This window comes from Roseomonas sp. E05, assembly GCF_030063475.1.
Taxonomy (GTDB): Bacteria; Pseudomonadota; Alphaproteobacteria; order Acetobacterales; family Acetobacteraceae; genus Pseudoroseomonas.
The window spans coordinates 1-22,519 of the sequence record NZ_JASIRT010000042.1 but is presented as its reverse complement, the minus strand read 5'-3'; the positions used below and the strand labels follow the sequence as shown (position 1 = coordinate 22,519).

The following is a 22,519-nucleotide window of genomic DNA, read 5'->3' as shown; positions in this document are numbered from 1 at the left end:
CGCATGAGCAAAGTCATCGGCATCGATCTCGGCACGACGAATTCCTGCGTCGCCATCATGGAAGGCGGCGACGTGAAGGTGCTGGAGAACGCCGAGGGCGCGCGCACCACGCCGTCGATGGTCGCCTTCTCCAAGACCGGCGAGCGCCTGGTCGGCCAGGCCGCGAAGCGGCAGGCCGTGACCAACCCGACCGACACGCTCTATGCCGTGAAGCGCCTGATCGGCCGCCGCTTCGACGACGCGACGGTGCAGAAGGATATCGGCCTCTCCCCCTACAAGATCGTGCGCGCCGACAACGGCGACGTCTGGGTCGAGGCCGGCGGCCAGAAGATGGCCCCGCAGCAGATCAGCGCCTATGTCCTGGGCAAGATGAAGGAAACCGCCGAGAACTATCTCGGCGAGAAGGTGACGCAGGCCGTCATCACCGTCCCCGCCTACTTCAACGACAGCCAGCGCCAGGCGACCAAGGAAGCCGGTCAGATCGCCGGCCTCGAGGTGCTGCGCATCATCAACGAGCCGACGGCGGCCGCCCTCGCCTATGGCATGGACAAGAAGCACGCCGGCACCATCGCGGTCTATGACCTCGGCGGCGGCACCTTCGACGTCTCCGTGCTGGAGATCGGCGACGGCGTCTTCGAGGTGAAGTCCACCAACGGCGACACCTTCCTGGGCGGCGAGGACTTCGACCAGCGCGTCATCGACTACCTGGCCGACGAGTTCAAGAAGGAGAACGGCATCGACCTGCGCGGCGACAAGCTCGCCCTGCAGCGCCTCAAGGAGGCCGCCGAGAAGGCGAAGATCGAGCTGTCCTCCGCCAAGCAGACCGAGATCAACCTGCCCTTCATCACCGCCGACGCGACCGGCCCGAAGCACCTGGTGCTGCAGCTGACGCGCGCGAAGCTGGAGGCGCTGGTCGATGACCTCGTGCAGCGGACGCTCGAGCCCTGCCGCAAGGCGCTGAAGGATGCCGGCATGTCCGCCGGCGAGATCGACGAGGTGATCCTGGTCGGCGGCATGACCCGCATGCCCAAGGTCATCGAGGCGGTGAAGCAGTTCTTCGGCAAGGAGCCCGCCCGCAACGTCAACCCGGACGAGGTCGTCGCCATCGGCGCCGCCATCCAGGGCGGCGTGCTGAAGGGCGAGGTGAAGGACGTCCTGCTGCTCGACGTGACCCCGCTCTCGCTCGGCATCGAGACGCTGGGCGGCGTGTTCACCCGCCTGATCGACCGCAACACCACGATCCCGACCAAGAAGTCGCAGACCTTCTCGACGGCCGACGACAACCAGACCGCGGTCACCATCAAGGTGTTCCAGGGCGAGCGCGAGATGGCGGCCGACAACAAGCTGCTCGGCAACTTCGACCTGCAGGGCATCCCGCCCGCCCCGCGCGGCGTGCCGCAGATCGAGGTGACCTTCGACATCGACGCCAACGGCATCGTCTCCGTCAGCGCGAAGGACAAGGCCACCGGCAAGGAGCAGCAGATCAAGATCCAGGCCAAGTCCGGCCTGTCCGACGCCGACATCGAGCGCATGGTGAAGGAGGCCGAGGCCAATGCCGAGGCCGACAAGAAGCGGCGCGAGGCGGTCGAGGCCCGGAACCAGCTGGAGGCCCTGATCCACACGACCGAGAAGTCGCTGAAGGAGAACGGGGACAAGATCGGCGCCGCCGAGAAGGGCGAGGCCGAGGCGGCCCTCGCCGCCGCCCGCACCGCGCGGGAGGGCGAGGATGCGGAGGCGATCCGCAGCGCCACCGAGCGCCTCTCCGCCGCGGCGATGAAGATCGGCGAGGCGATCTACAAGGCCAACCCCGCCGAGGGTGCGGCGCCGGAGGCCGGCCAGGCCGAGGGCAAGCCCGGCGAGAAGGTGGTGGACGCCGAGTTCGAGGAGGTCGACCCCACCAAGAAGAAGCCGGAGTGAGGCGTCCGGTGGAGTTCCGCTCCACGCGCTGACCTGCGGGCGCCCGGCTCCGGCGATGGAGCCGGGCGCATCTTCGTTCCGGAGCTTGGGGGACAGGCCGCGTCATGGCCAAAAAGGACTTTTACGAGACCCTGGGCGTGGCCCGGGATGCGGGCGAGGATGAGCTGAAGAAGGCTTATCGCAAGCTCGCCATGAAGTACCACCCGGACCGCAATCCGGGCGACAAGGGCGCCGAGGCGAAGTTCAAGGAACTGAACGAAGCCTATGACGTGCTGAAGGACGCCGAGAAGCGCGCCGCCTATGACCGCTTCGGCCATGCCGCCTTCGAGGGCGGCGGCGGTGCGGGCGCCGGCGGCTTCGGCGGCGGCCCCTTCGGCGGGGGCGGCTTCGGCGGCGGCGGCGGCGGCTTCGAGGACATCTTCGCCGAGATGTTCGGCCAGTTCGGCGCCGGCGGCCGCGGGCGCAGCACCGGCACGGCGGCCGGCCGTGGCGCCGACCTGCGCTACTCCATGGAGGTCTCGCTGGAGGAGGCCTTCGCCGGCGTCCGCAAGACCATCCGCGTCACCACCTCCGTCCAGTGCGATGCCTGCGACGGCACCGGTGCCGAGGGCAAGAACCAGGCGGCACAGACCTGCACCACCTGCGGCGGCGCCGGCAAGGTGCGCGCGCAGCAGGGCTTCTTCCTGATCGAGCGCACCTGCCCGACCTGCAACGGCACCGGCCGCGTGGTGAAGAACCCCTGCAAGGTCTGCGGCGGCGCCGGCCGCGTGCAGCGCGAGCGCACGCTCAACGTCACCATCCCGCCGGGCGTGGAGGACGGCACCCGCATCCGCCTCACCGGCGAGGGCGAGGCCGGCCTGCGCGGCGCCCCCGCGGGCGACCTCTACGTGGACATCAGCATCCGCCCGCATGCCCTCTTCCAGCGGGACGGCGCCAACATCTATGTCCGCGTGCCCTTGCGGATGACCCAGGCGGCGCTGGGCGGCGCCGTGGAGGTGCCGACCATCGACGGCGGCCGCGCCCGCGTCACCATTCCCGCCGGCACCCAGACAGGCGACCAGTTCCGCCTGCGCGGCAAGGGCTTCTCCGTGCTGCGCTCCGCCGCGCGGGGCGACATGTACGTCCAGGTCGCGGTGGAGACGCCGCAGAATCTCTCGCCGCGCCAGCGCGAGCTGCTGGAGCAGTTCGAGAAGGAAGTCGGCCAGGGCGGCAACAGCAGCCCGGAGAGCGAGGGCTTCTTCGCCAAGGTGAAGGAGTTCTGGGACGGCCTCGGCCGCTGAGGGGAAGTGCCGGGGGAAATGAATTCCCCCCGGACCCCCCTTCTTTTCTTTTTGTCGGATAAAAAGAAGATGGGGGTCCGGGGGACTGTCCGAGGCAGTGCCTCGGACCCCCCGGCTTTTTTCTGGCTTCCAAGGGGTCCTTCGCCATGACGCTCCGCATCGGCATCGCCGGCATTTCCGGCCGCATGGGCAAGCTGCTCGCCGAGGAAGTGGCCGCCGCCGGGGCGGAACTCGCCGGCGGCATCGGCCGCGAAGGCGACGCGGGCGCCCTCTTCGCCGCCAGCGACGTGGTGATCGACTTCACCAACGCCGCCTCGGCGGACGCGCATGCCGCGCTCGCCGCGCAGCACGGCCGGCCCCTCATCCTCGGCTCCTCAGGCCTTTCCGCCGCCCAGGAGGCCGCCGTGGCGCGCGCCGCGGAGGGGGTGCCGGTGGTCTATGCCGCCAACTTCGCCCCCGGCGTGAACCTGCTCTTCGCGCTCGCCGAGCGCATGGCCGCCGCCCTGCCGCCCGAGCAGTACGATGCCGAGATCGTCGAGATGCACCACCGCCAGAAGGTGGACGCCCCCTCCGGCACCGCCGTCGGCCTCGGCCGCGCCGTTGCCCGCGGCCGCGGCAAGACGCTGGAGGAGGTCGGCATGGAAAGCGGCCGCGACGGCCATACCGGCCCGCGCGGCACCGGCCCGATCGGCTTCGCCGCCCTGCGCGGCGGCCAGGTGGTGGGCGAGCACACCCTGCTCTTCGCCGCCGGCAGCGAGCACATCGCCCTCACCCACCGCGCCTTCGACCGCCGCGTCTATGCCACCGGCGCCGTCCGGGCCGCGCGCTGGGCGGTGCGCCAGCCGCCCGGCCTCTACGACATGAAGCACGTGCTTGGCATGGCCTGAGCCGGACCGCAGGCTCAACCACTTGCCTGCCTTGGCGTTCCTCTTCCTGAGCCTAAGTCTCACCGACAGGACCAGAGGCGAGCATGCGTGAGCAGGATTCGGCGGCGAGCGGGCAGCGGGAGAGGCCCGACGTCCAGGGCAGCGGCGACAGGCAGAGCGCCGGCACCCCCGCCGGCCAGCTTGAAGAGACCTCCTGTTCGCCCACCGGCGGCCGGAGCGTTCATTCCTGGCAGGAAGCGGCCATCACCGAGCCCGGCCTCGACGGCCGCGGCAACGTCTTCTTCGCCGCGGTCGAGATGACCCGCATGCCGATGATCCTCACCGACCCCAACCAGCCGGGCAACCCGGTCGTCTTCGCCAACCGCGCCTTCCTGGACCTCACCGGCTACCGCGAGGAGGAGATCAGCGGCCGCAACTGCCGCTTCCTGCAGGGCGCGCAGACCGACCGCGCGGTCGTCGCGGAGCTGCGCGAGGCCATCGCCGCCCAGCGCCCCGTCTCGGTCGAGCTGCTCAACTACAAGCGCGACGGCACGCCCTTCTGGAACGCCGTCTTCATCGCCCCGGTCCATGACAGGAACGGCGCGCTGCTCTACTTCTTCGCCTCGCAGCTCGACGTCACCCGCCGCCGCACCTCCGAGCAGGCCTTCCGCCAGGCGCAGAAGATGGAGGCCATCGGCCAGCTCACCGCCGGCCTGGCGCATGACTTCAACAACCTGCTGCAGGTCATCGCCGGCAACCTGGAGCTCCTCGATGCCCGGTTGCAGGACGAGAAGCTGCGCCGCCATGTCGAGCGCGCCAGCACCGCCGCCGAACGCGGCAGCAAGCTGACCCGGCAGCTCCTCGCCTTCGCCCGCAAGACCCGCCTGGACCCTCAGCGCGCCGACATCAACCGCCTGATCGACGACTTCGGCAACATGCTGGAGAGCACCGCCGGCAGCCATGTCGCGCTGCGGTTCAACCAGCGCCGCCGCCTGCCGCCGGTCCTGGTGGACCGCGTTCATCTCGAAATGGCACTGCTCAACGTGGTCATCAACGCGCGGGACGCGATGCCCGCGGGCGGCGACATGACCATCGCCACCGGCATCGCCACCCTGGAGCCCAATGGCCTCCCCGGCGGCCAGTACGTCACCCTGTCCGTCACCGACAGCGGCGCCGGCATGCCGCCGCACGTGCTGGAGCGCGCCGCCGAGCCCTTCTTCACCACCAAGGGCACCGGGCGCGGCACCGGCCTCGGCCTCGCCATGGTGCAGGGCTTCGTGCAGCAGTCGCGCGGCAAGCTGGAGATCGAGAGCGAACCCGGCCGCGGCACCACCGTCCGCATGCTCTTCCCCGTCGCCAGCGAAGCCGCCGAGGCCGCGCCCCGCGCCCCGCTCGCGGCCGCCGGCACCGCCCCGTGCGAAATCCATGCCCAGCAGGCCGAGACCATCCTCCTCGTCGAGGACAGCGACGATGTCCAGGCGCTCGCCCGCGAGCACCTGCAGATGCTCGGCTACCGCATCCTCGCCGCCAACAACGCCGACGAGGCCCTGCGGCTGCTCGACCACCCCTCCACCCCGCCGATTGACCTGCTCTTCTCGGACATCCTGATGCCCGGCAGCATGAACGGCCTCGTGCTGGCCGAGCGGGTGCGCGCACGCCTGCCCGGCGTCGCCGTGCTGCTCACCACCGGCTACAACGAGGACCTCGTCGCCGAGGCCCGCGCCCCCGCGATGGACGTTCTCGGCAAGCCCTACCGCCGCTCCGAGCTGGCCGACCGCGTCCGCGCCGCCCTCAACCGCCGCAGCACCGGCGGCGACGGCGCAGCCCATGTTCCTCGCCCGGATCACGGGCCGCCGCACGAGGCGTGAACAAGGTCGGGGGGAATGAATTCCCCCCGAACCCCCCTTCTTTTTTCCGTGCGTCTTTGTGGGCGCCTGTGGGCTGCGGCAAATGCCTCCTGCCCGGCGGATCAGCCGGGGCGGCGCGGCTGCGCCGGCAGGTCGCGCAGAGCCCGCGCGCCCTCGATCTCCCGGATGCCAGTTCGGCTCCTGCGGCCTTCCCGGGCTTCCGGGCTGCTTGCATTCCTGAATAAATTCCTATAACTTGCCGGCTCTTCCGCATTCCGGAGGCCTCTCTGTGTACGCTCTCCCCCGATCCCGCGCCGCCTCCCGCCCCTGGTCTCCCCTTTCCGATGCGGCCTGGTCCGCCCTCCTGCCCTTTCTGGACCACCCCGCCCCCGGCGCTTCCCGCCGCCCCGGCCGCCCCATCGTCAACCTCCGCGCCCGCATGGACCTCATCTTCCAGGCCGTTACCTCCGGCCTGCCCTGGTCGCGCTTCAGCACGCCGCAGGCCCGTACCGACACCATCCACCGCCAGTTCCGCCGCCTGGCCCATGCCGGTCTCTGGTCGCGCCTGCTGCGCCGCCCGCCACGCCCTGGCCTGGCCGAGGCCCTGCGCCATGCCCGCGCCCTGCTGCGCGCGGCACGCGGCCGCCGGCGCATCCCCGCCAGCCTGCGGTGCCGCTGATGTCCACCGGCGCGCCCCTGCTACGCCGCCTGCGCACTTGACCCTCTGTTCCGCGCTTGCGAAACAGCCGGGCCGCGTTCTGCGGAGATCCAGCCAGGCCGGGGCGAACCGGTCGCCAGCGCGACAAGAGGACGAATTAGGCCATGCGCGACAAGGGCGAGTATCTGTTCACCTCGGAGTCCGTCTCCGAAGGCCATCCCGACAAGGTGGCGGACCGCATCAGCGACACGGTGCTGGACGCCTTCCTCGAAGCCGACCCCTATGCCCGGGTGGCTTGCGAAACACTGGTCACCACCAACCGCATCATCCTGGCCGGCGAGACCCGCGGCCCGGCGAGCGTGACGCCCGAGCTGCTGATGCACCTCGCGCGTATGGCGGTGCAGGACATCGGCTACGACCAGGAAGGCTTCTCCTGGAAGAACGCCGAGATCGCCTGCCATCTGCACGCCCAGTCCGCGCATATCGCGCAGGGTGTGGATGCCGCCGGCAACAAGGACGAGGGCGCCGGCGACCAGGGCATCATGTTCGGCTATGCCTGCACCGAGACGCCCGACCTGATGCCGGCGCCGCTCTACTATGCGCACCTGATCCTGCGCCGCATCTCCGAGCTGCGCCGCAACAACGACCGCTCCGTCGCCGGCCTGCTGCCGGACGCCAAGTCGCAGGTCACCCTCCGCTATGTGGACGGCAAGCCGGTCGGCGTCAGCTCCGTTGTCGTCTCGACCCAGCACGAGGAAGGCCTGACCCAGGAGCAGGTCCGCGCCCTGGTGCGGCCGATCGTCGAGTCGAGCCTGCCGGCCGGCTGGACCGTCCCGGAGGACGAGTTCTACGTGAACCCGACCGGCACCTTCGTGATCGGCGGCCCCGACGGCGACTGCGGCCTGACCGGCCGTAAGATCATCGTGGACACCTATGGCGGCGCGGCTCCGCATGGCGGCGGCGCCTTCTCGGGCAAGGACCCGACCAAGGTGGACCGCTCCGCCGCCTATGCCTGCCGTTACCTGGCCAAGAACGTGGTCGCCGCCGGCCTCGCCGAGCGCTGCACCATCCAGGTTTCCTACGCGATCGGCGTGTCCAAGCCGCTCTCGGTCTATTTCGACCTGCACGGCACCGGCCGTGACATCGACGAGGCGAAGCTGGCCCGCGTGGTCAACGAGATGGTCAATCTCTCGCCGCGCGGCATCCGGGAGCACCTGCACCTGAACCGGCCGATCTACGCGCCGACCTCCGCCTATGGTCACTTCGGCCGCACGCCGGACCTGGAGAAGGGCACCTTCACCTGGGAAAAGACCGACCTCGCCGAGGACCTGAAGCGCGCCTTCGGCCGCTGATCCGCGAGAGGGGCCCTGCCCCTCTCGCATTCTCCCCGCGGGGAACCCGAGGCTCCCGGACTTCCCTTCTGTTGGCGGGGTCCGGGGAGACCCTGTCACCCCGGCAGGGGTGTCCAGAGGGGGCGGCGCCCCCTTTGGCCCCGGCGTATCGCCCTCATCCAACGGTCCCCTCCATGAGCGAGTCGCCCCCTCCCCCTGTACCTGACCGCCTCTATGGCCGCCGCCGCGGTCATCCGCTGCGCGCCCGCCAGCAGCTCCTGCTGGAAGAGACGGCTCCCCGCCTCGCCTTCGACCCGGCCGATCCCTTCGCCTCCTTCCCGGTGCGCCCGCGCGAGCTGTGGCTGGAGGTCGGCTTTGGCGGCGGCGAGCACACCCTGGCGCAGATCGCGGCGAACCCCGAGGCCGGCCTGATCGCCTGCGAGGTCTTCGAGAACGGCATCTGCTCCCTGCTGACGCGGCTCGTGCCGGAAGGCGGCGAGGCCACCGCGCCCCTGCCGCCCAACCTGCGGCTCTGGACCGAGGATGCGCGCCGCCTGTTGCGCGAGTTGCCGGAAGGCGCCCTGTCGCGCCTGTTCCTGATGTTCCCCGATCCCTGGCCGAAGGCGCGCCACGCCAAACGCCGCTTCGTCCATCCGTCGATCCTGCCGGTGCTGGCGCGGGCCATCCGCCCGGGCGGCGAATGGCGCATCGCGACCGACGACCCCACCTACCAGGCCTGGGTGGCTGAGGTGATGGGCGCGCAGGACCTGTTCGAGCGCGCACTCCTGGCGGACCGCCGCCCCGAAGGCTGGCCCGGTACGCGCTATGAAGCCAAGGCGCTGCGGGAAGGCCGGCAGCCGCTCTACTGGAGCTGGCGCCGGCGAGGCTGACGCCGGGCGTGGCATAATGGCCACGCGCCACCTCCGACTGAAGCGGTATCCCACAATGCGATTGACCCTGCCGGTTCATCACGACACCGTGCGCGGCATGGACTTCCCCCGCCTTCCCAACCCGGAACAGGAAGCCGGACGGCGCGGCGCCGAGACGCTGGCGGCTGAGCGTGGCGGCTGCGTTCCCTGGTGCGGCCCGGCCGTCATCGCACTCGCCTCCGGCAGCACCTACGCGGCCGCCTGCACGTTGCTGCACGAAGTTGCGCCCACGCGCTACGCGCCGGGTGAGGAGGTCGTCACCGCCTATTGGCGCGACGTGGTGGCGGCCCTCGGGCGCGCCGGCGTGAAGGCGGCCCCCTGCAGCGTCGAGGGCCGCCCCACCCTGCTCTCCGTGGCGCGCCGCGGCCGGCTGGAACCGGGCCTCTACCTCGTACGCGTCACCGGGCATTTCCTGCTGCTGCGCCTGCACGGCTTCGGGCTCGCGCAGGTGCATGACAACCGCCTCTCCGGCACCGTGCTCTCGCGCCGCACCCATGGCCTCTGCCGGGTGACGCATCTGGCGCGGCTCACCGGCGGTTGACGCCCGCAGAGGGCAGTTTCTTGTAATTCTGCCAAGCTGTTCTATATAATCCGCTCGACATCTTCGCTGCACAGCCAGGGGGGTGGCCTTCACAGGCCGCCTTTTTTGTTTTTGGAAGACGACTCGCCCATTCATGGGGGCCTGGAGGCCCGTATCGCCGCTGCCATCGAGCCCACGCTCACCGCGATGGGGTACGAGATCGTGCGCGTGCTGATCCAGGGCAAGCAGACGCCGACCGTACAGATCATGGCCGATCGCGCCGATGGCCGGCTGATCGGCGTGGAGGATTGCGAGGCGATCAGCCACGCCGTCGGTGCCGTGCTCGACGTCGATGACCCCTTCCCCGGCGAATGGAACCTCGAGGTTTCCTCCGCCGGCATCGACCGCCCGCTCACCCGCACCAAGGACTGGCTGCGCTTCGCCGGGCAGGTGGCCACCGCCGAGATGAGCATCCCCTTCGAGGGGCGGCGGCGCTTCCGCGGCATCATCCTCGGTGCCGACGAGGAGGTGGCGCGGCTGCGGCTGGAGGACGGCACGGATGTCGCCCTCCCGCGCGCCGACATGCGCCGCGCCAAGCTGGTGCTTACCGATGAACTGATCGCCGCAACCGCGGCCGATGCCGCCCATGCGCGCGGGGAGGAGGACGCTCCCGACGCGGATGGTGGCGACTCGCCTTTCGCCAAGAGGAACTGAGGACCATGGCCGCAGACGTCGCCATTGCCCGCCCGGAGCTGCTGCAGGTCGCCGAGGCCGTCGCGCGCGAGAAGATGATCGAGCGCGACGAGGTGCTGGAGGCGATGGAGCAGGCCATCCAGAAGGCCGGCCGCGCCAAGTACGGGCACGAGAAGGACATCCGCGCCATCATCGACCGCCGCAGCGGCGAGGTGAAGCTCTCCCGCTGGACCGAGGTGGTGGCCGAGGAGCCGGTGGAGAACGAGGCGACGCAGATCCCTCTGCGCATCGCGCAGAAGATCCAGCCCGGCATCGAGGTCGGCCAGTTCATCGTCGATCCGCTGCCGCCGATCGACTTCGGCCGCATCGCCGCGCAGACCGCCAAGCAGGTGATCGTGCAGCGGGTGCGCGAGGTCGAGCGCGGCAAGCAGTTCAACGAGTACAAGGACCGCGTGGGCGAGATCGTCAACGGTGTGGTCAAGCGCACCGAGTACGGCAACCTGATGGTCGATCTCGGCCGCGCCGAGGCCCTGCTGCGGCGCGATGAGTGCATCCCGCGCGAGGCCTTCCGCAACGGCGACCGCGTGCGGGCCTATATCTACGACGTGCGCGAGGAGCCCCGCGGCCCGCAGGTTTTCCTCAGCCGCACGCATCCCGGCTTCCTGGCGAAGCTCTTCGCCCAGGAGGTGCCCGAGATCTATGACGGCATCATCGAGATCAAGGCGGTGGCCCGCGACCCTGGCAGCCGCGCCAAGATGGCGGTCGTCAGCCGCGACAGCTCGATCGACCCGGTCGGCGCCTGCGTCGGCATGCGCGGCTCGCGCGTGCAGGCGGTGGTGGCCGAGCTGCAGGGCGAGAAGATCGACATCATCCCCTGGTCGGCCGACAATCCGACCTTCGTGGTGAACGCCCTCGCTCCCGCCGAGGTCAGCAAGGTCGTGCTGGACGACGACAGCAAGCGGGTTGAAGTCGTCGTGCCCGATGACCAGCTATCGCTGGCGATCGGGCGGCGCGGCCAGAATGTCCGCCTCGCCTCCCAGCTTACCCGCTGGGACATCGACATCCTGACGGAAGCCGAGGCCAGCGAGCGGCGGCAGGAGGAGTTCCGCAAGCGGACCGGCCTCTTCGTCGAGGCCCTGGACGTGGACGACGTCATCGCCGGCCTGCTGGTCAGCGAGGACTTCAGCTCCGTCGAGGAACTGCTGGAAGTGCCGGACGATGACCTGGCCGCCATCGAGGGCTTCGACGAGAACGTCGCCGCCGAGCTGAAGCGCCGGGCCCAGACCTGGCTCGACCGGCGCGACCAGGAATTGGACGAGAAGCGCCGCGCGCTGGGCGTCGAGGATGCGGTGGCCGAGGCCGGCGGCTTCAGCCCCGCCATGCTGGTGACGCTGGGTGAGAAGGGCGTGAAGACGCTCGACGACCTGGCCGACCTCGCCGCCGACGAGCTGATCGAGATCCTCGGCACCGAGGCGGTGGACGAGGAAACGGCGAACGCCATCATCATGGCCGCGCGCGAGCACTGGTTCGCGCAGGAGGAAGGTGGCGCCGCCCAGGAGAAGAACGACGAACATTGATCCAGGGCTGATGCCTGAGCCCTTCCCGGAAGGGGAGGGCCCGGAGCCGGAACCGAAAGGCCCCCTGCGCCGCTGCATCGTGACGCGGGAGAGCCTGCCGAAGGAAGCGATGATCCGCTTCGTCATCGGGCCGGGGCGGGAGATCGTGCCAGACCTTACGGGCAGGCTGCCCGGACGGGGAATGTGGTTGAGTGCGCGGGCCGATGTGCTAGAACGCGCATTGAGCCGGGGCGCCTTTCCGAGGGCGGCCCGCGGCCAGGTGCATTTGCCCTCCGACCTTCGCGCCCGGATCGAGACTGGCCTCAGGGGTCGCTTACGCGACCAGCTGGGGTTTGCGCGCAGGGCCGGTCAGGCGGTGTGCGGTTTCCAGCAGGCGCGCGAATGGCTGCAGGCCGGACGGGCTGCCGTGCTGGTCGAGGCGTGTGACGGCAGCCCCAGCGAGCGGGCAAGGCTGGCCGGGCGGCACAAGGTGCCGCTCGTGGTCGTGCTGACAGCAGAGGAGTTGGGTGCGGTGTTCGGACGAGAGCAGGCAGTGCATGTGGCGGTCGGCCGTGGGCCGATTGCGGAGAAACTGGTGCAGGAGGCGGGCCGTCTGGCTGCTGTCTCCGGTATCGCGAGCGGAGCAGGGACGTGAGTCCGGCAACGGCTCGCGATAGGATCGATGGCACAGGACGGATCGGGTTCAGGCGAACGAATGAGCGACCACAATGAGCAGGATGCGGCAAAGGGTCGGTTGAGCCTCCGCCCGGGTGGGCGGATGGAGCTTGGCAAGACCGAAGCGGCCGGTACGGTGCGGCAGTCCTTCAGCCACGGCCGTGGCAAGACCGTGCAGGTCGAGGTGGTGAAGAAGCGCGCCGCTGGCCCGCAGACCGGCGGCGGACGCCCCGCCGGCGGCTCGCAGGCCAGCGGCCCCCGCCCCGCCGGCGGCCCCCAGCGCAGCGCGACCGGCCCCGCCCAGCGCGGCGGCAGCGGCTCCGCCCCCGGGCGCCCGCTGAACCAGGCGGAGCAGGCCACCCGCCTGCGCGTGCTGGAGGAGCATCGCCGCGCCGAGGCGCAGCGCCAGCGCGAGGAACGTGAGCGCCAGGCCCTGCAGCTGCGCAGCGCCGCCGAGGAGGCCGCGCGCCGCGCCGAGGAGGAGCGCCGCGAGGCCGAGGAAGCCGCGCAGCGCGCGGTCGAGGAAGCGCGCCTGAAGACCGAAGAGGAAGCGCGCCGCAAGGCCGAGGAGGAGGTGCGCAAGAACGCGCCGCCGCCGCCTCCGGCGCCGCAGCGTGCGGCCGGTGCTGGCCCGCGCCCGGCGAGTGGCCCGCGTCCCGCCGGTGGCCCCGCCGCCGCTGGCGCGCCGCGCCGTCCGGTCGGGCCGGGTGCCGCCACGCCGGGTGCCGCCGCGCCGCGCCTGACGCTGCGTGGCCGTGAGGAGGAGGAGGAGCGCCCGAGCCCGGCGCGCCGCCCCGGCCTGCCGCCCGCCGCGAAGAAGCCCGTCGCCCCGCCGCCCAAGAAGAGCACGCTGGGTGGCGAACGCCGCCGCGAGGGCAAGATCGACGTCGCCGCCGCCATCGAGGGCGAGGACGAGCGCAGCCGTTCCATGGCCTCCGTCCGCCGTGCCCGCGAGCGCGAGCGGCGGCAGCAGGAGCTGCAGCGCCTTCGCTCCGAGGGCGTGAAGGTGGTGCGTGAGGTCGTCGTCCCCGAGGCGATCACCGTGCAGGAGCTGGCGAACCGCATGGCCGCGCGTGGCGGCGAGGTGGTGAAGGCCCTCTTCCGCATGGGCGTCATGGCGACGCTGACCCAGACGATCGACGCCGACACCGCCGAGCTGGTGGTGAACGAGTTCGGCCACCGGGTGAAGCGCGTCTCCGAATCCGACGTCGAGCTGGGCCTGGAAGGCGCGGTGGACGTGGAGGCGGACCTGCTGCCGCGCCCGCCGGTCGTCACCATCATGGGCCATGTCGATCACGGCAAGACCAGCCTGCTGGACGCGCTGCGCAAGACCGACGTGGCGGCGCGCGAGGCGGGTGGCATCACCCAGCATATCGGCGCCTACCAGGTGACGGTGGAGAGCGGTCAGAAGATCACCTTCATCGACACCCCGGGCCACGAGGCCTTCACCGCCATGCGTGCCCGCGGCGCCTCCGTGACGGACATGGTGGTGCTGGTGGTGGCCGCCGATGACGGCGTGATGCCGCAGACGATCGAGGCGATCCACCACGCGAAGGCGGCCGGCGTGCCGCTGATCGTGGCGGTCAACAAGATCGACAAGCAGGGCGTCAACCTCGACCGCGTGCGGCAGGAGCTGCTGCAGCACGAGGTGGTGGTGGAATCCCTGGGCGGCGACACGCAGGAGATCCAGGTCTCGGCGACCAAGGGCATCAACCTCGACAAGCTGCTCGAAGCCATCGTGCTGCAGGCCGAGGTGCTGGACCTGCGCGCCAACCCGGAGCGCGGCGCCGAGGGCACCGTCATCGAGTCGAAGCTCGACAAGGGCCGCGGCGCGGTGGCCACGGTGCTGGTGCAGAAGGGTACGCTGCACCAGGGCGACATGGTGGTGGTCGGCGCCGAGTGGGGCCGCGTGCGCGCCATGCTCGACGACAAGGGCCGCCAGCTGAAGGAGGCCGGTCCCAGCCTGCCGGTCGAGATCCTCGGCCTGTCGGGCGTGCCGGCCGCCGGCGAGCCGCTCACCGCCGTCGAGGACGAGGGCCGGGCGCGCGAGATCAGCGAGTTCCGCCAGCGCAAGCTGCGGGACAAGCAGGCCGCCGCCGCCGGGGCCGCCCGGGGTACGCTGTCCGAGATGATGGCGCGCATCCAGGCGGGCGAGCAGAAGGAGGTCGCCGTCGTCGTGAAGGCCGACGTCCAGGGCTCGGCCGAGGCGCTCGGCGTCACCCTGGCGAAGCTGTCGCGCGACGAGGTGAAGGTGCGGGTGCTGCACAGCGCCGTCGGCCAGATCACCGAGAGCGACATCCAGCTCGCCAAGGCGTCCAATGCCATCGTGGTGGCCTTCAACGTGCGGGCCACCGGTCAGGCACGGGAGATGGCGCAGCGGGACGGCGTGGACATCCGCTACTACTCGATCATCTACGAGGTGGCGGATGACGTGGAGAAGCTGGTGCGCGGCAAGCTTGCCCCGATCCAGCGCGAGAAGTTCCTGGGCTATGCGCAGATCCTCGAGGTCTTCGAGGTCAAGCGCCTGGGCAACATCGCCGGCTGCCGCGTCACCGAGGGTGTGGTCCGCCGTGGTTGCGGTGTCCGCCTGCTGCGCGATGGCGTGGTCATCCACCAGGGCGAGCTGGCGACGCTCCGCCGCTTCAAGGACGACGTGAAGGAAGTCACGAACGGCTACGAGTGCGGCATGAGCTTCGCCAACTACGACGCCATCAAGGTCGGCGACCAGATCGAGTGCTACGAGACCGAGACCGTCGCCGCGGTCTGATGCCTGCGGCCGGGCCCGACGGCCCGGCCGCCCACTGACAGAAAAAAGAAGGGGGCCTGGGGGAATTCATTCCCCCGGCCTTTCTTCGTTTGGTGAAGAGTAGTTCGTCATGGCCAAGAAGCCTGCCACCCCCGGCGCCCCCAGCCAGCGCATGCTCCGCGTCGCCGAGGAGGTGCGGCACGCGCTTTCCGCCGTCTTCCTGCGCGGCGAGATGCACGATCCCGACCTGGACGGGCGGCACATCACCGTCACCGAGGTGCGCGCCTCGCCCGACCTCAAGCACATGACCTGCTTCGTCGCCGCGCTGGGCCGGCCGGTGACGCCGGAGGAGCTGAAGGGCCTCAAGCGGGTGCAGCCCTTCCTGCGCACGCAGGTGGCCCGCGCGGTCCGGCTGAAATTCGCGCCCGAGCTGCATTTCCAGTCCGACACGGCACTGGACTACGCGATGAAGATCGATGCCGTGATGCGCCGCCCCGAGGTGCAGCAGGATCTCGCGCCGCGCCCGGAGGAGGACGAGGCGCCTTGAGCGGCTCCGAGGCGCCGCCGGATGCCGCGCCGGTCATCCGCACCATCGCCATGCCGGCGGATACCAACCCGGCGGGCGACATCTTCGGCGGCTGGCTGATGGCGCAGATGGATCTGGCGGCGGGCAATGCCGCAGCCCGCCGCGCGCGCGGCCGCTGCGCCACGGTCGCGGTGGAGGCGATGAGCTTCCTCTCCCCGGTGCGGGTGGGCGACGAGGTCAGCCTCTATGCCGAGATCCTGGCCACAGGGCGCACCTCGCTGCGCATCCGCGTCGAGGCGTGGCGGCGTGAGCGCGAGGGCGAACACACGAACCGCGTGACCGAGGCGGTGTTCACCTTCGTGGCGCTGGATGCCACCGGGCGGCCGCGCCCGTTGCCGGCCGCGTAAAGGCCGGGGGAATGAATTCCCCCGGACCCCCTTCTTTTTTCTGTCCGTTTGCGTGCGAGCGGCGGGGGTAGTATCCCCCCAGCCCCCGGATGGAAGGTCCAGGAAACTCAGTTTCCTGGCGGGAGAGCGCGAGAGGGCGGAGCCCTCTCGCAGACACGCCCAGTCACAAAAGAGATCTCATGCCTCGCCCCTACCGCAAACCGAAGGGCCGCCCGCTGGATGGCTGGCTGATCGTGGACAAGCCCTCCGGCATCGGCTCGACCGATGTGGTGAACAAGCTGAAGCGTGCCTTCCAGGCGCAGAAGGTGGGCCATGGCGGCACGCTGGACCCGCTGGCGACGGGCGTGCTGCCGCTGGCCTTCGGCGCCGCGACCAAGATGGTGCCTTACGTGATGGACGGCACCAAGACCTACCGCTTCACCCTGAAGTTCGGCGAGGCGCGCGACACCGACGACGCCGACGGCCAGGTGATCGCCACCTCCGAGGCGCGCCCGACGGACGAGGCGATCCGCGCTGCGCTGCCCGCCTTCATCGGCGACATCATGCAGATCCCGCCGATCTACTCGGCCATCAAGGTGAATGGCGAGCGCGCCTATGACCTGGCGCGCGAGGGGCAGCTTCCCGAGCTGGCGGCCCGCCCGGCGCGGGTGGACCGCTTCGAGCTGGAATCCCGCGCCGATGCCGATACGGCGGTGTTCTTCGTGCAGTCCGGCAAGGGCGTCTATATGCGCTCCCTGGCGCGCGACATCGCACGGGCGGTGGGCACGGTCGGGCATATCGCCACGCTGCGGCGGATGCGGGTCGGCCCCTTCCTGGAGGAAGCCGCGATTCCGCTGGACAAGCTGGTCGGGATGGAGGATATCCCGCCCCCTTCCCCGGATCTTCTGCTTCCCGTGACGACCGCGCTGGCCGACATCCCGGCACTGGCCCTCACGGAAGCCGAGATTGCCCGCCTTTCCTTCGGCCAGGCGATATCCCTGGTCGAGCTGATGGGGCGGATCCCAGGCGATGCCAGCCCCGATGGTGGGCTGGTGCGCGCCATGGCGGGGGAGCGCCTGAAGGGCCTCGCCAGGCTCGAATCCGGCCTGCTCAGGCCGGAACGCTGGCTGGGTCCGGGCGAAACGACCCTCGTCGCCCCGCCGCCCGCGGGCGCGGACGGCGACACAGAATGAAAGGCTGAAGCCGATGTCGACGATTACCGCCGAGCGCCGCGCGGAAGTGATCCAGCAGTATGCCACCAAGGCCGGCGACACCGGCAGCCCGGAAGTCCAGGTGGCGCTGCTCTCCGAGCGCATCTCCTCGCTGACCGAGCATCTGAAGGCGCATCCGAAGGACTTCCACAGCCGCCGTGGCCTGCTGGTGCTGGTCGGCCAGCGCCGTGGCCTGCTGGACTACCTGAAGCGCAAGAACCAGGGCCGCTACGCCTCCCTGATCGAGCGCCTCGGCCTGCGCCGCTGAGCTGCCTGCCGGGGGAAGCACATTCCCCCGGCCCCTGGGCAACGGGCGCCGCCGCCTTGCGCTGCACCGCCCATGATCTGCCCGCGCCTTCGGCAGCGCCTCAGCTTGCCGCCACTTCCCCTCCCATTCCGCAGATGCAGCAGGTGCCGTTTTGTGGCACATGCCTTGCTTGCTCCGGCGTGATGCATCGCTCCCACGGGAGAAATGAATGCGCCACGATTGCACCGATCTTCCCGGGCGGTTAACGGGCAAAAGGCAGGCCCTTGCAGGGCTGCCCTGCTCCTGGCGCAGAGCCGCCAGCACACGGGAGGAGCCGCCGGCCGCTGGGCCGATGGCGCAAAGAATGGGAGTGAGAGATTGATGAAGCCGATGCGGCTTGCCACCCTTCGCACACTCGGTGTCGCCGTCCTGGCCACCGCCATGGCGGCTCCTGCCCTGGCGCAACAACAGCCGGCGCAGCAGAACGCGGCCACGATGGACGCCATCAAGTCCCGCGGCACGCTGAGCTGCGGCGTGAACACCGGTCTCGCCGGCTTCGCCCAGCCGGACAGCCAGGGCCGCTGGACCGGCTTCGACGTGGACTACTGCCGCGCCGTTGCGGTCGCGCTGTTCAACGATGCCAGCAAGGTCCGCTACGTGCCGCTCACGGCGCAGAACCGCTTCACGGCGCTGCAGTCCGGCGAGATCGACATGATGGCGCGCAACACCACCATGACGCTGTCGCGCGACACCTCGCTCGGCCTCGACTTCCCGGCCATCAATTTCTACGACGGCCAGGGCTTCATGGTGAAGGCCAGCCTCGGCCTGAAGTCGGCCAAGGAGCTGAACGGCGCCACCATCTGCGTGCAGCCCGGCACCACGACCGAGCAGAACCTGACGGACTGGGCCCGCAGCAACAGCATCCAGTTCACCCCGGTGGTGATCGAGCGGGTTGAGGAAGTGGTCGGCGCCTATACCTCCGGCCGCTGCGACGCCTACACCACCGACGTCTCGGGCCTGGCCGCCACCCGGTCGGCGCAGCCGAACCCGGGCGAGCACCAGATCCTGCCCGAGGTGATCAGCAAGGAGCCGCTGGGCCCGGCCGTGCGCCATGGCGACCAGCGCTGGGCCGACCTGGTGCGCTGGACCCACAACGCCCTGCTGGCCGCCGAGGAGCTCGGCATCACCAGCAAGAACGTGGAGCAGGTGGCCGCCAGCGACTCCCGTCCCGAGGCGCAGCGCCTGCTCGGCAAGACCGGCGGCCTGGGCGAGATGCTGGGCGTGGACAATGCCTGGGCCGTCCGTGTCATCAAGGCGGTCGGCAACTATGGCGAGATGTTCGACCGCCACCTGAAGCCGCTTGGCATCCAGCGCGGCCCGAACGCGCTCTGGACGCAGGGCGGGCTGCAGTACGCGCCGCCCTTCCGGTAAGGCGCGGGCCGAGCGATCGCGGGGCCGGCCCGCCGGCCCCGCACCTCCCTCCCCGCCGACGGGCGCACAAGACGCCGCGGCGGGGCGGAGCCTGGTCAAAGACAAGAACGGGGCTTCAACATGTCTGATACCGCCGCCGATCCCAGGCTGCTGCGCGCACCGCCGAAGCGCGGTATCCGCCTCTCCTGGGCCGATGAACGGCTTCGCGCCATCGTCTGGCAGGTGCTGGTGCTGGGGGTTGTGGGCGGCATCGTCTGGTGGCTCGTCCGCAACACCCAGCACAACCTGGAAGTGCGGCGCATCGCCACCGGCTGGGACTTCCTCTCGCGCGAGGCCGGCCTGCCCATCGCCGAGTACGTGATCCCCTATACCCCCGCCAGCACCTATGCCCGCGCCCTGCTCGTCGGCGTGCTGAACACGCTGAAGGTGGCGGTGGTGGGCATCATTCTCGCCACCATCATCGGCACGCTGCTCGGCATCGCCCGCCTGTCGAAGAACTGGCTGCTCTCCCGCATCGCCGGTGCCTATATCGAGCTGATCCGCGACGTGCCGCTGCTGCTGCAGCTGCTGTTCTGGTACACCCTGCTGCAGGCGCTGCCCTCGCCCCGCCAGGCGCTGCACCCGGTGGAAGGCGTGTTCCTCTCCAACCGCGGGCTGCGGCTGCCCTGGATCGAGTGGCAGGACGCGCACAGCTTCGCGCTGCTCGGGCTGGTCCTGGGCGCGGTGATCACCTTCTTCTATGCCCGCAGCGCCCGCGCGAAACAGATGGCCGACGGCCAGCCGCGCAAGATCTGGCCGGCGGCGCTGGGGCTGATCATCGGCCTGCCCGTGCTGATCTGGCTGGGCTTCGGCGCCCCCTTCACCGGCGACATCCCGGCGTTGCGCGGCTTCAACTTCGCCGGTGGCATGGCCGTCACGCCGGAATACTTCGCGCTGCTGCTGGGCCTCGTGACCTACACCGCCGCCTTCATCGCGGAGATCGTCCGCGCCGGCATCCAGGCGGTGGCCAAGGGGCAGTGGGAGGCGGCCGAGGCGCTCGGCCTGCCGCGCGGGCTGATCATGCGCAAGATCGTGCTGCCGCAGGCGCTGCGGGTGATCGTGCCGCCGATGACCAGCCAGTATCTCAACCTGACCAAGAACTCCTCCCTGGCGGTCGCCATCGGCTACCAGGACATCGTCTCGATCGCCAACACCACGCTGAACCAGACGGGCCAGGCCATCGAGGGCATCACCATCATCATGGTCGTGTACCTGACGATCAGCCTGTCGATCAGCCTGTTCATGAACTGGTACAACGCGCGGATCGCGCTGGTGGAACGCTGAGCCATGAGCATGAACGCAACGGGCCCTGGCCCGCGCATTGTGGGCTTTTCCGGCGTCGCTGGCCCAAGGGCCAGCCATGCGGCGCGGATCGCGCTGGTGGAGCGCTGAGCCATGGCCGAGATCACCGCCGAAGCCACCACCCCCCGCGACGTGCCGGAAAGCCCGGCCGAGCCGCGCCGCCCGCCGATGCTGGCCGTCGGGCCGGTCGCCTGGATGCGGGCCAACCTGTTCTCCTCCTGGATCTCCACCGCCGTCACCCTGGCGCTGGCCTACCTGATCATCCGCTGGGCGATCGGCTTCGTGGACTGGGCCTTCGTCAACGCCATCTGGTCGGTGCCGGTGACGGAGCAGGGCGCGCAGACCCAGGCCTGCCGCGCCCTCGACCATGCCGGCGCCTGCTGGGCCGTCATCACGGAGAAGCACCGCTTCATCCTGTTCGGCACCTATCCCTATGAGGAGCACTGGCGGCCGGCGCTCTGCATCCTGCTGTTCATCGGTCTCTACATCGTCTCCGCCATGCGCCGCTTCTGGCGGCCGGCGCTGGGGCTGATCTGGCTGGGGACGCTCGTCGTCATCGGCGGGCTGATGTGGGGCGGCGTGCTCGGCCTGCCCTATGTGCCGCAGGAGCGCTGGGGCGGGCTGGTCATCACCCTGATCCTCTCCACCTTCGGCATCGCGCTGGCCTTCCCGCTCTCCATCCTGGTGGCGCTCGGGCGCCGCTCGCGGATGCCGGCGATCAAGATGCTCTGCGTGGTCTATGTGGAGCTGATCCGCGGCGTGCCGCTGATCAGCCTGCTGTTCATGGCAAGCGTGATGTTCCCGCTCTTCCTCCCGGAGGGCGTGAATTTCGACAAGCTGCTGCGCGCGCAGGTGGCCATCATCCTGTTTGCCGCGGCCTATCTTGCCGAGGTGGTGCGCGGCGGCCTGCAGGCACTGCCCAAGGGCCAGTACGAGGCGGCCGAGGCGCTCGGCCTCTCCTTCTGGCAGAAGACCGGCTTCATCATCCTCCCCCAGGCGCTGCGGCTGGTGATCCCACCGCTGGTGAACACCTTCATCGGCATGTTCAAGGACACCTCGCTGGTGCTGATCATCGGCATCTTCGACCTGCTGACCGCCGGCAAGACCGCGATCATCGAGCCGGCCTGGCAGGGCTTCGGCGTCGAGGTCTACATCACCGTCGCCCTCATCTACTTCGTCTTCTGCTTCGCCATGTCGCGCTACAGCCAGTCCCTGGAGGCGGAGCTGAACCGCCACCGCGTCCGTTGAGGCCGCGCATGACCCGCAACCCTTCCTCCCACGGAGCCCACGCCGCATGAGCGCCACGACGGACATGGCGGGCCAGAGCTCGCAGCTTGCCTCCGCCGCCCGCACCGATGGCCCGCCGGCCATCCTGCTGGACAAGGTGAACAAGTGGTACGGCAGCATGCACGTGCTGCGCGACGTCACGCTGAATGTCGCGCAGAGCGAGCGCGTGGTGGTCTGCGGCCCCTCGGGCTCCGGCAAGTCCACCATGATCCGCTGCATCAATCGCCTGGAGCAGCACCAGGAGGGGCGCATCGTGGTGGACGGCATCGAGCTGTCCGATGACCTGCGCAGCCTTGACGCCATCCGGCGCGAGGTCGGCATGGTGTTCCAGAGCTTCAACCTGTTCCCGCACCTGACGGTGCTGGACAACTGCACCCTGGCGCCGATCTGGGTCCGCCGCATGCCGAAGAAGCAGGCGGAGGAACTGGCGATGGACTACCTGGAGCGGGTGAAGATCCCGGAACAGGCGATGAAGTACCCCGGCCAGCTCTCGGGCGGCCAGCAGCAGCGCGTGGCGATCGCGCGCGCGCTCTGCATGAAGCCCAAGATCATGCTGTTCGACGAGCCGACCTCGGCGCTCGATCCGGAGATGATCAAGGAGGTGCTCGACACCATGGTGATGCTGGCCGACACCGGCATGACCATGATCTGCGTGACGCACGAGATGGGCTTCGCCCGGCAGGTGGCCGACCGCGTGGTGTTCATGGACCGCGGCGAGGTGGTCGAGGCCGGCGTGCCCGAGCAGGTCTTCAACGATCCCAAGACGGACCGGCTGAAGACCTTTCTCTCCCAGATCCTGCGCGGGCACTGAGGCCGCGCACGGGGGCGCTGCCCCCGCACCCCCGCCGGAGAGGCTCAGCCTCCCCGGCCCCCTGCATCAATTGGTGCTTTTCTCAAGAAGCTCGAGGAAAGTACTTTGCCAGGGGGAACAGGTGTCATACCGCCGAGGCGAGGAGTTGACTCACCTGTGACGGCGGTGGGCACAGCGGTCATGGTTCGCTGGGCTCCTGGCGTTCGGGAGCTTGGTGATGGCGCGGGACTACCGATCCGAGGTGATCTGAGTGCGGCGGAG

Annotated in this window: 20 protein-coding genes; all 20 read left to right on the top strand. The window is 70.0% G+C overall.

What is annotated here, in order from left to right:
* Positions 1-3: 3 nt before the first annotated feature.
* Complete coding sequence (dnaK, locus tag QMO56_RS24205; protein ID WP_283529846.1) at positions 4-1,917, top strand: molecular chaperone DnaK; 1,914 nt, start codon at positions 4-6, stop codon at positions 1,915-1,917.
* Positions 1,918-2,021: 104 nt separating this feature from the next.
* Complete coding sequence (gene dnaJ, locus QMO56_RS24200) at positions 2,022-3,197, top strand: molecular chaperone DnaJ (RefSeq protein WP_283529845.1); 1,176 nt, start codon at positions 2,022-2,024, stop codon at positions 3,195-3,197.
* 146 nt (positions 3,198-3,343) lie between these two features.
* Entirely contained in the window at positions 3,344-4,084 is a 741-nt protein-coding gene (gene dapB / locus QMO56_RS24195; protein WP_283529843.1) for a 4-hydroxy-tetrahydrodipicolinate reductase, read from the top strand.
* Positions 4,085-4,167: 83 nt separating this feature from the next.
* A complete protein-coding gene (locus QMO56_RS24190; RefSeq protein WP_283529842.1) occupies positions 4,168-5,931 on the top strand; it encodes a histidine kinase famiy protein in 1,764 nt (587 codons plus the stop codon).
* A gap of 268 nt (positions 5,932-6,199) precedes the next feature.
* A complete protein-coding gene (locus QMO56_RS24185) occupies positions 6,200-6,589 on the top strand; it encodes a transposase (RefSeq protein WP_283529841.1) in 390 nt (129 codons plus the stop codon).
* A 143-nt stretch (positions 6,590-6,732) separates the two neighbouring features.
* A complete protein-coding gene (gene metK / locus QMO56_RS24180) occupies positions 6,733-7,920 on the top strand; it encodes a methionine adenosyltransferase (protein WP_283529840.1) in 1,188 nt (395 codons plus the stop codon).
* A gap of 173 nt (positions 7,921-8,093) precedes the next feature.
* Entirely contained in the window at positions 8,094-8,789 is a 696-nt protein-coding gene (locus tag QMO56_RS24175) for a tRNA (guanosine(46)-N(7))-methyltransferase TrmB (protein WP_283529839.1), read from the top strand.
* A gap of 55 nt (positions 8,790-8,844) precedes the next feature.
* Entirely contained in the window at positions 8,845-9,369 is a 525-nt protein-coding gene (locus QMO56_RS24170) for a hypothetical protein (protein ID WP_283529838.1), read from the top strand.
* A 111-nt stretch (positions 9,370-9,480) separates the two neighbouring features.
* On the top strand, positions 9,481-10,062 hold the full coding sequence (gene rimP / locus QMO56_RS24165) for a ribosome maturation factor RimP (protein WP_408906550.1): 582 nt from the start codon (positions 9,481-9,483) through the stop codon (positions 10,060-10,062).
* Positions 10,063-10,067: 5 nt separating this feature from the next.
* Positions 10,068-11,618, top strand: coding sequence for a transcription termination factor NusA (nusA, locus tag QMO56_RS24160; RefSeq protein ID WP_283529835.1), 1,551 nt, complete (start codon positions 10,068-10,070; stop codon positions 11,616-11,618).
* 10 nt (positions 11,619-11,628) lie between these two features.
* A complete protein-coding gene (locus QMO56_RS24155; RefSeq protein WP_283529834.1) occupies positions 11,629-12,252 on the top strand; it encodes an RNA-binding protein in 624 nt (207 codons plus the stop codon).
* A gap of 60 nt (positions 12,253-12,312) precedes the next feature.
* Positions 12,313-15,039 carry a translation initiation factor IF-2 gene (gene infB / locus QMO56_RS24150; RefSeq protein ID WP_283529833.1) on the top strand — a complete coding sequence of 909 codons (2,727 nt, stop codon included), beginning with the start codon at positions 12,313-12,315 and terminating at the stop codon, positions 15,037-15,039.
* Positions 15,040-15,148: 109 nt separating this feature from the next.
* Positions 15,149-15,565 (top strand): 30S ribosome-binding factor RbfA, encoded by a 417-nt coding sequence (rbfA, locus tag QMO56_RS24145; RefSeq protein ID WP_283529832.1) that lies wholly within the window; start codon positions 15,149-15,151, stop codon positions 15,563-15,565.
* Between the two features lie 50 nt (positions 15,566-15,615).
* On the top strand, positions 15,616-15,951 hold the full coding sequence (locus tag QMO56_RS24140) for an acyl-CoA thioesterase (RefSeq protein ID WP_283529865.1): 336 nt from the start codon (positions 15,616-15,618) through the stop codon (positions 15,949-15,951).
* Positions 15,952-16,130: 179 nt separating this feature from the next.
* Positions 16,131-17,123 carry a tRNA pseudouridine(55) synthase TruB gene (gene truB / locus QMO56_RS24135; RefSeq protein WP_283529830.1) on the top strand — a complete coding sequence of 331 codons (993 nt, stop codon included), beginning with the start codon at positions 16,131-16,133 and terminating at the stop codon, positions 17,121-17,123.
* Positions 17,124-17,136: 13 nt separating this feature from the next.
* Complete coding sequence (gene rpsO, locus QMO56_RS24130) at positions 17,137-17,409, top strand: 30S ribosomal protein S15 (RefSeq protein WP_283529829.1); 273 nt, start codon at positions 17,137-17,139, stop codon at positions 17,407-17,409.
* Positions 17,410-17,769: 360 nt separating this feature from the next.
* On the top strand, positions 17,770-18,819 hold the full coding sequence (locus QMO56_RS24125; RefSeq protein ID WP_283529828.1) for an amino acid ABC transporter substrate-binding protein: 1,050 nt from the start codon (positions 17,770-17,772) through the stop codon (positions 18,817-18,819).
* A gap of 120 nt (positions 18,820-18,939) precedes the next feature.
* Positions 18,940-20,142 carry an amino acid ABC transporter permease gene (locus QMO56_RS24120; RefSeq protein WP_283529827.1) on the top strand — a complete coding sequence of 401 codons (1,203 nt, stop codon included), beginning with the start codon at positions 18,940-18,942 and terminating at the stop codon, positions 20,140-20,142.
* A gap of 111 nt (positions 20,143-20,253) precedes the next feature.
* The gene (locus tag QMO56_RS24115) at positions 20,254-21,408 is read left to right on the top strand and encodes an amino acid ABC transporter permease (RefSeq protein WP_283529826.1); all 1,155 of its coding nucleotides are present in this window, start codon (positions 20,254-20,256) and stop codon (positions 21,406-21,408) included.
* Positions 21,409-21,454: 46 nt separating this feature from the next.
* The gene (locus QMO56_RS24110; protein ID WP_283529825.1) at positions 21,455-22,258 is read left to right on the top strand and encodes an amino acid ABC transporter ATP-binding protein; all 804 of its coding nucleotides are present in this window, start codon (positions 21,455-21,457) and stop codon (positions 22,256-22,258) included.
* Positions 22,259-22,519 lie beyond the last annotated feature (261 nt).

Excerpts from the sequence above, each read along its gene's own strand:
- dnaK (WP_283529846.1), top strand. The coding sequence starts at position 4 with ATGAGCAAAGTCATCGGCATCGATCTCGGCACGACGAATTCCTGCGTC.
- dnaJ (WP_283529845.1), top strand. The coding sequence starts at position 2,022 with ATGGCCAAAAAGGACTTTTACGAGACCCTGGGCGTGGCCCGGGATGCG.
- dapB (WP_283529843.1), top strand. The coding sequence starts at position 3,344 with ATGACGCTCCGCATCGGCATCGCCGGCATTTCCGGCCGCATGGGCAAG.
- QMO56_RS24190 (WP_283529842.1), top strand. The coding sequence starts at position 4,168 with ATGCGTGAGCAGGATTCGGCGGCGAGCGGGCAGCGGGAGAGGCCCGAC.
- metK (WP_283529840.1), top strand. The coding sequence starts at position 6,733 with ATGCGCGACAAGGGCGAGTATCTGTTCACCTCGGAGTCCGTCTCCGAA.
- QMO56_RS24175 (WP_283529839.1), top strand. The coding sequence starts at position 8,094 with ATGAGCGAGTCGCCCCCTCCCCCTGTACCTGACCGCCTCTATGGCCGC.
- QMO56_RS24170 (WP_283529838.1), top strand. The coding sequence starts at position 8,845 with ATGCGATTGACCCTGCCGGTTCATCACGACACCGTGCGCGGCATGGAC.
- nusA (WP_283529835.1), top strand. The coding sequence starts at position 10,068 with ATGGCCGCAGACGTCGCCATTGCCCGCCCGGAGCTGCTGCAGGTCGCC.
- QMO56_RS24155 (WP_283529834.1), top strand. The coding sequence starts at position 11,629 with ATGCCTGAGCCCTTCCCGGAAGGGGAGGGCCCGGAGCCGGAACCGAAA.
- infB (WP_283529833.1), top strand. The coding sequence starts at position 12,313 with ATGAGCGACCACAATGAGCAGGATGCGGCAAAGGGTCGGTTGAGCCTC.
- rbfA (WP_283529832.1), top strand. The coding sequence starts at position 15,149 with ATGGCCAAGAAGCCTGCCACCCCCGGCGCCCCCAGCCAGCGCATGCTC.
- QMO56_RS24140 (WP_283529865.1), top strand. The coding sequence starts at position 15,616 with ATGCCGGCGGATACCAACCCGGCGGGCGACATCTTCGGCGGCTGGCTG.
- truB (WP_283529830.1), top strand. The coding sequence starts at position 16,131 with ATGCCTCGCCCCTACCGCAAACCGAAGGGCCGCCCGCTGGATGGCTGG.
- rpsO (WP_283529829.1), top strand. The coding sequence starts at position 17,137 with ATGTCGACGATTACCGCCGAGCGCCGCGCGGAAGTGATCCAGCAGTAT.
- QMO56_RS24125 (WP_283529828.1), top strand. The coding sequence starts at position 17,770 with ATGAAGCCGATGCGGCTTGCCACCCTTCGCACACTCGGTGTCGCCGTC.
- QMO56_RS24120 (WP_283529827.1), top strand. The coding sequence starts at position 18,940 with ATGTCTGATACCGCCGCCGATCCCAGGCTGCTGCGCGCACCGCCGAAG.
- QMO56_RS24115 (WP_283529826.1), top strand. The coding sequence starts at position 20,254 with ATGGCCGAGATCACCGCCGAAGCCACCACCCCCCGCGACGTGCCGGAA.
- QMO56_RS24110 (WP_283529825.1), top strand. The coding sequence starts at position 21,455 with ATGAGCGCCACGACGGACATGGCGGGCCAGAGCTCGCAGCTTGCCTCC.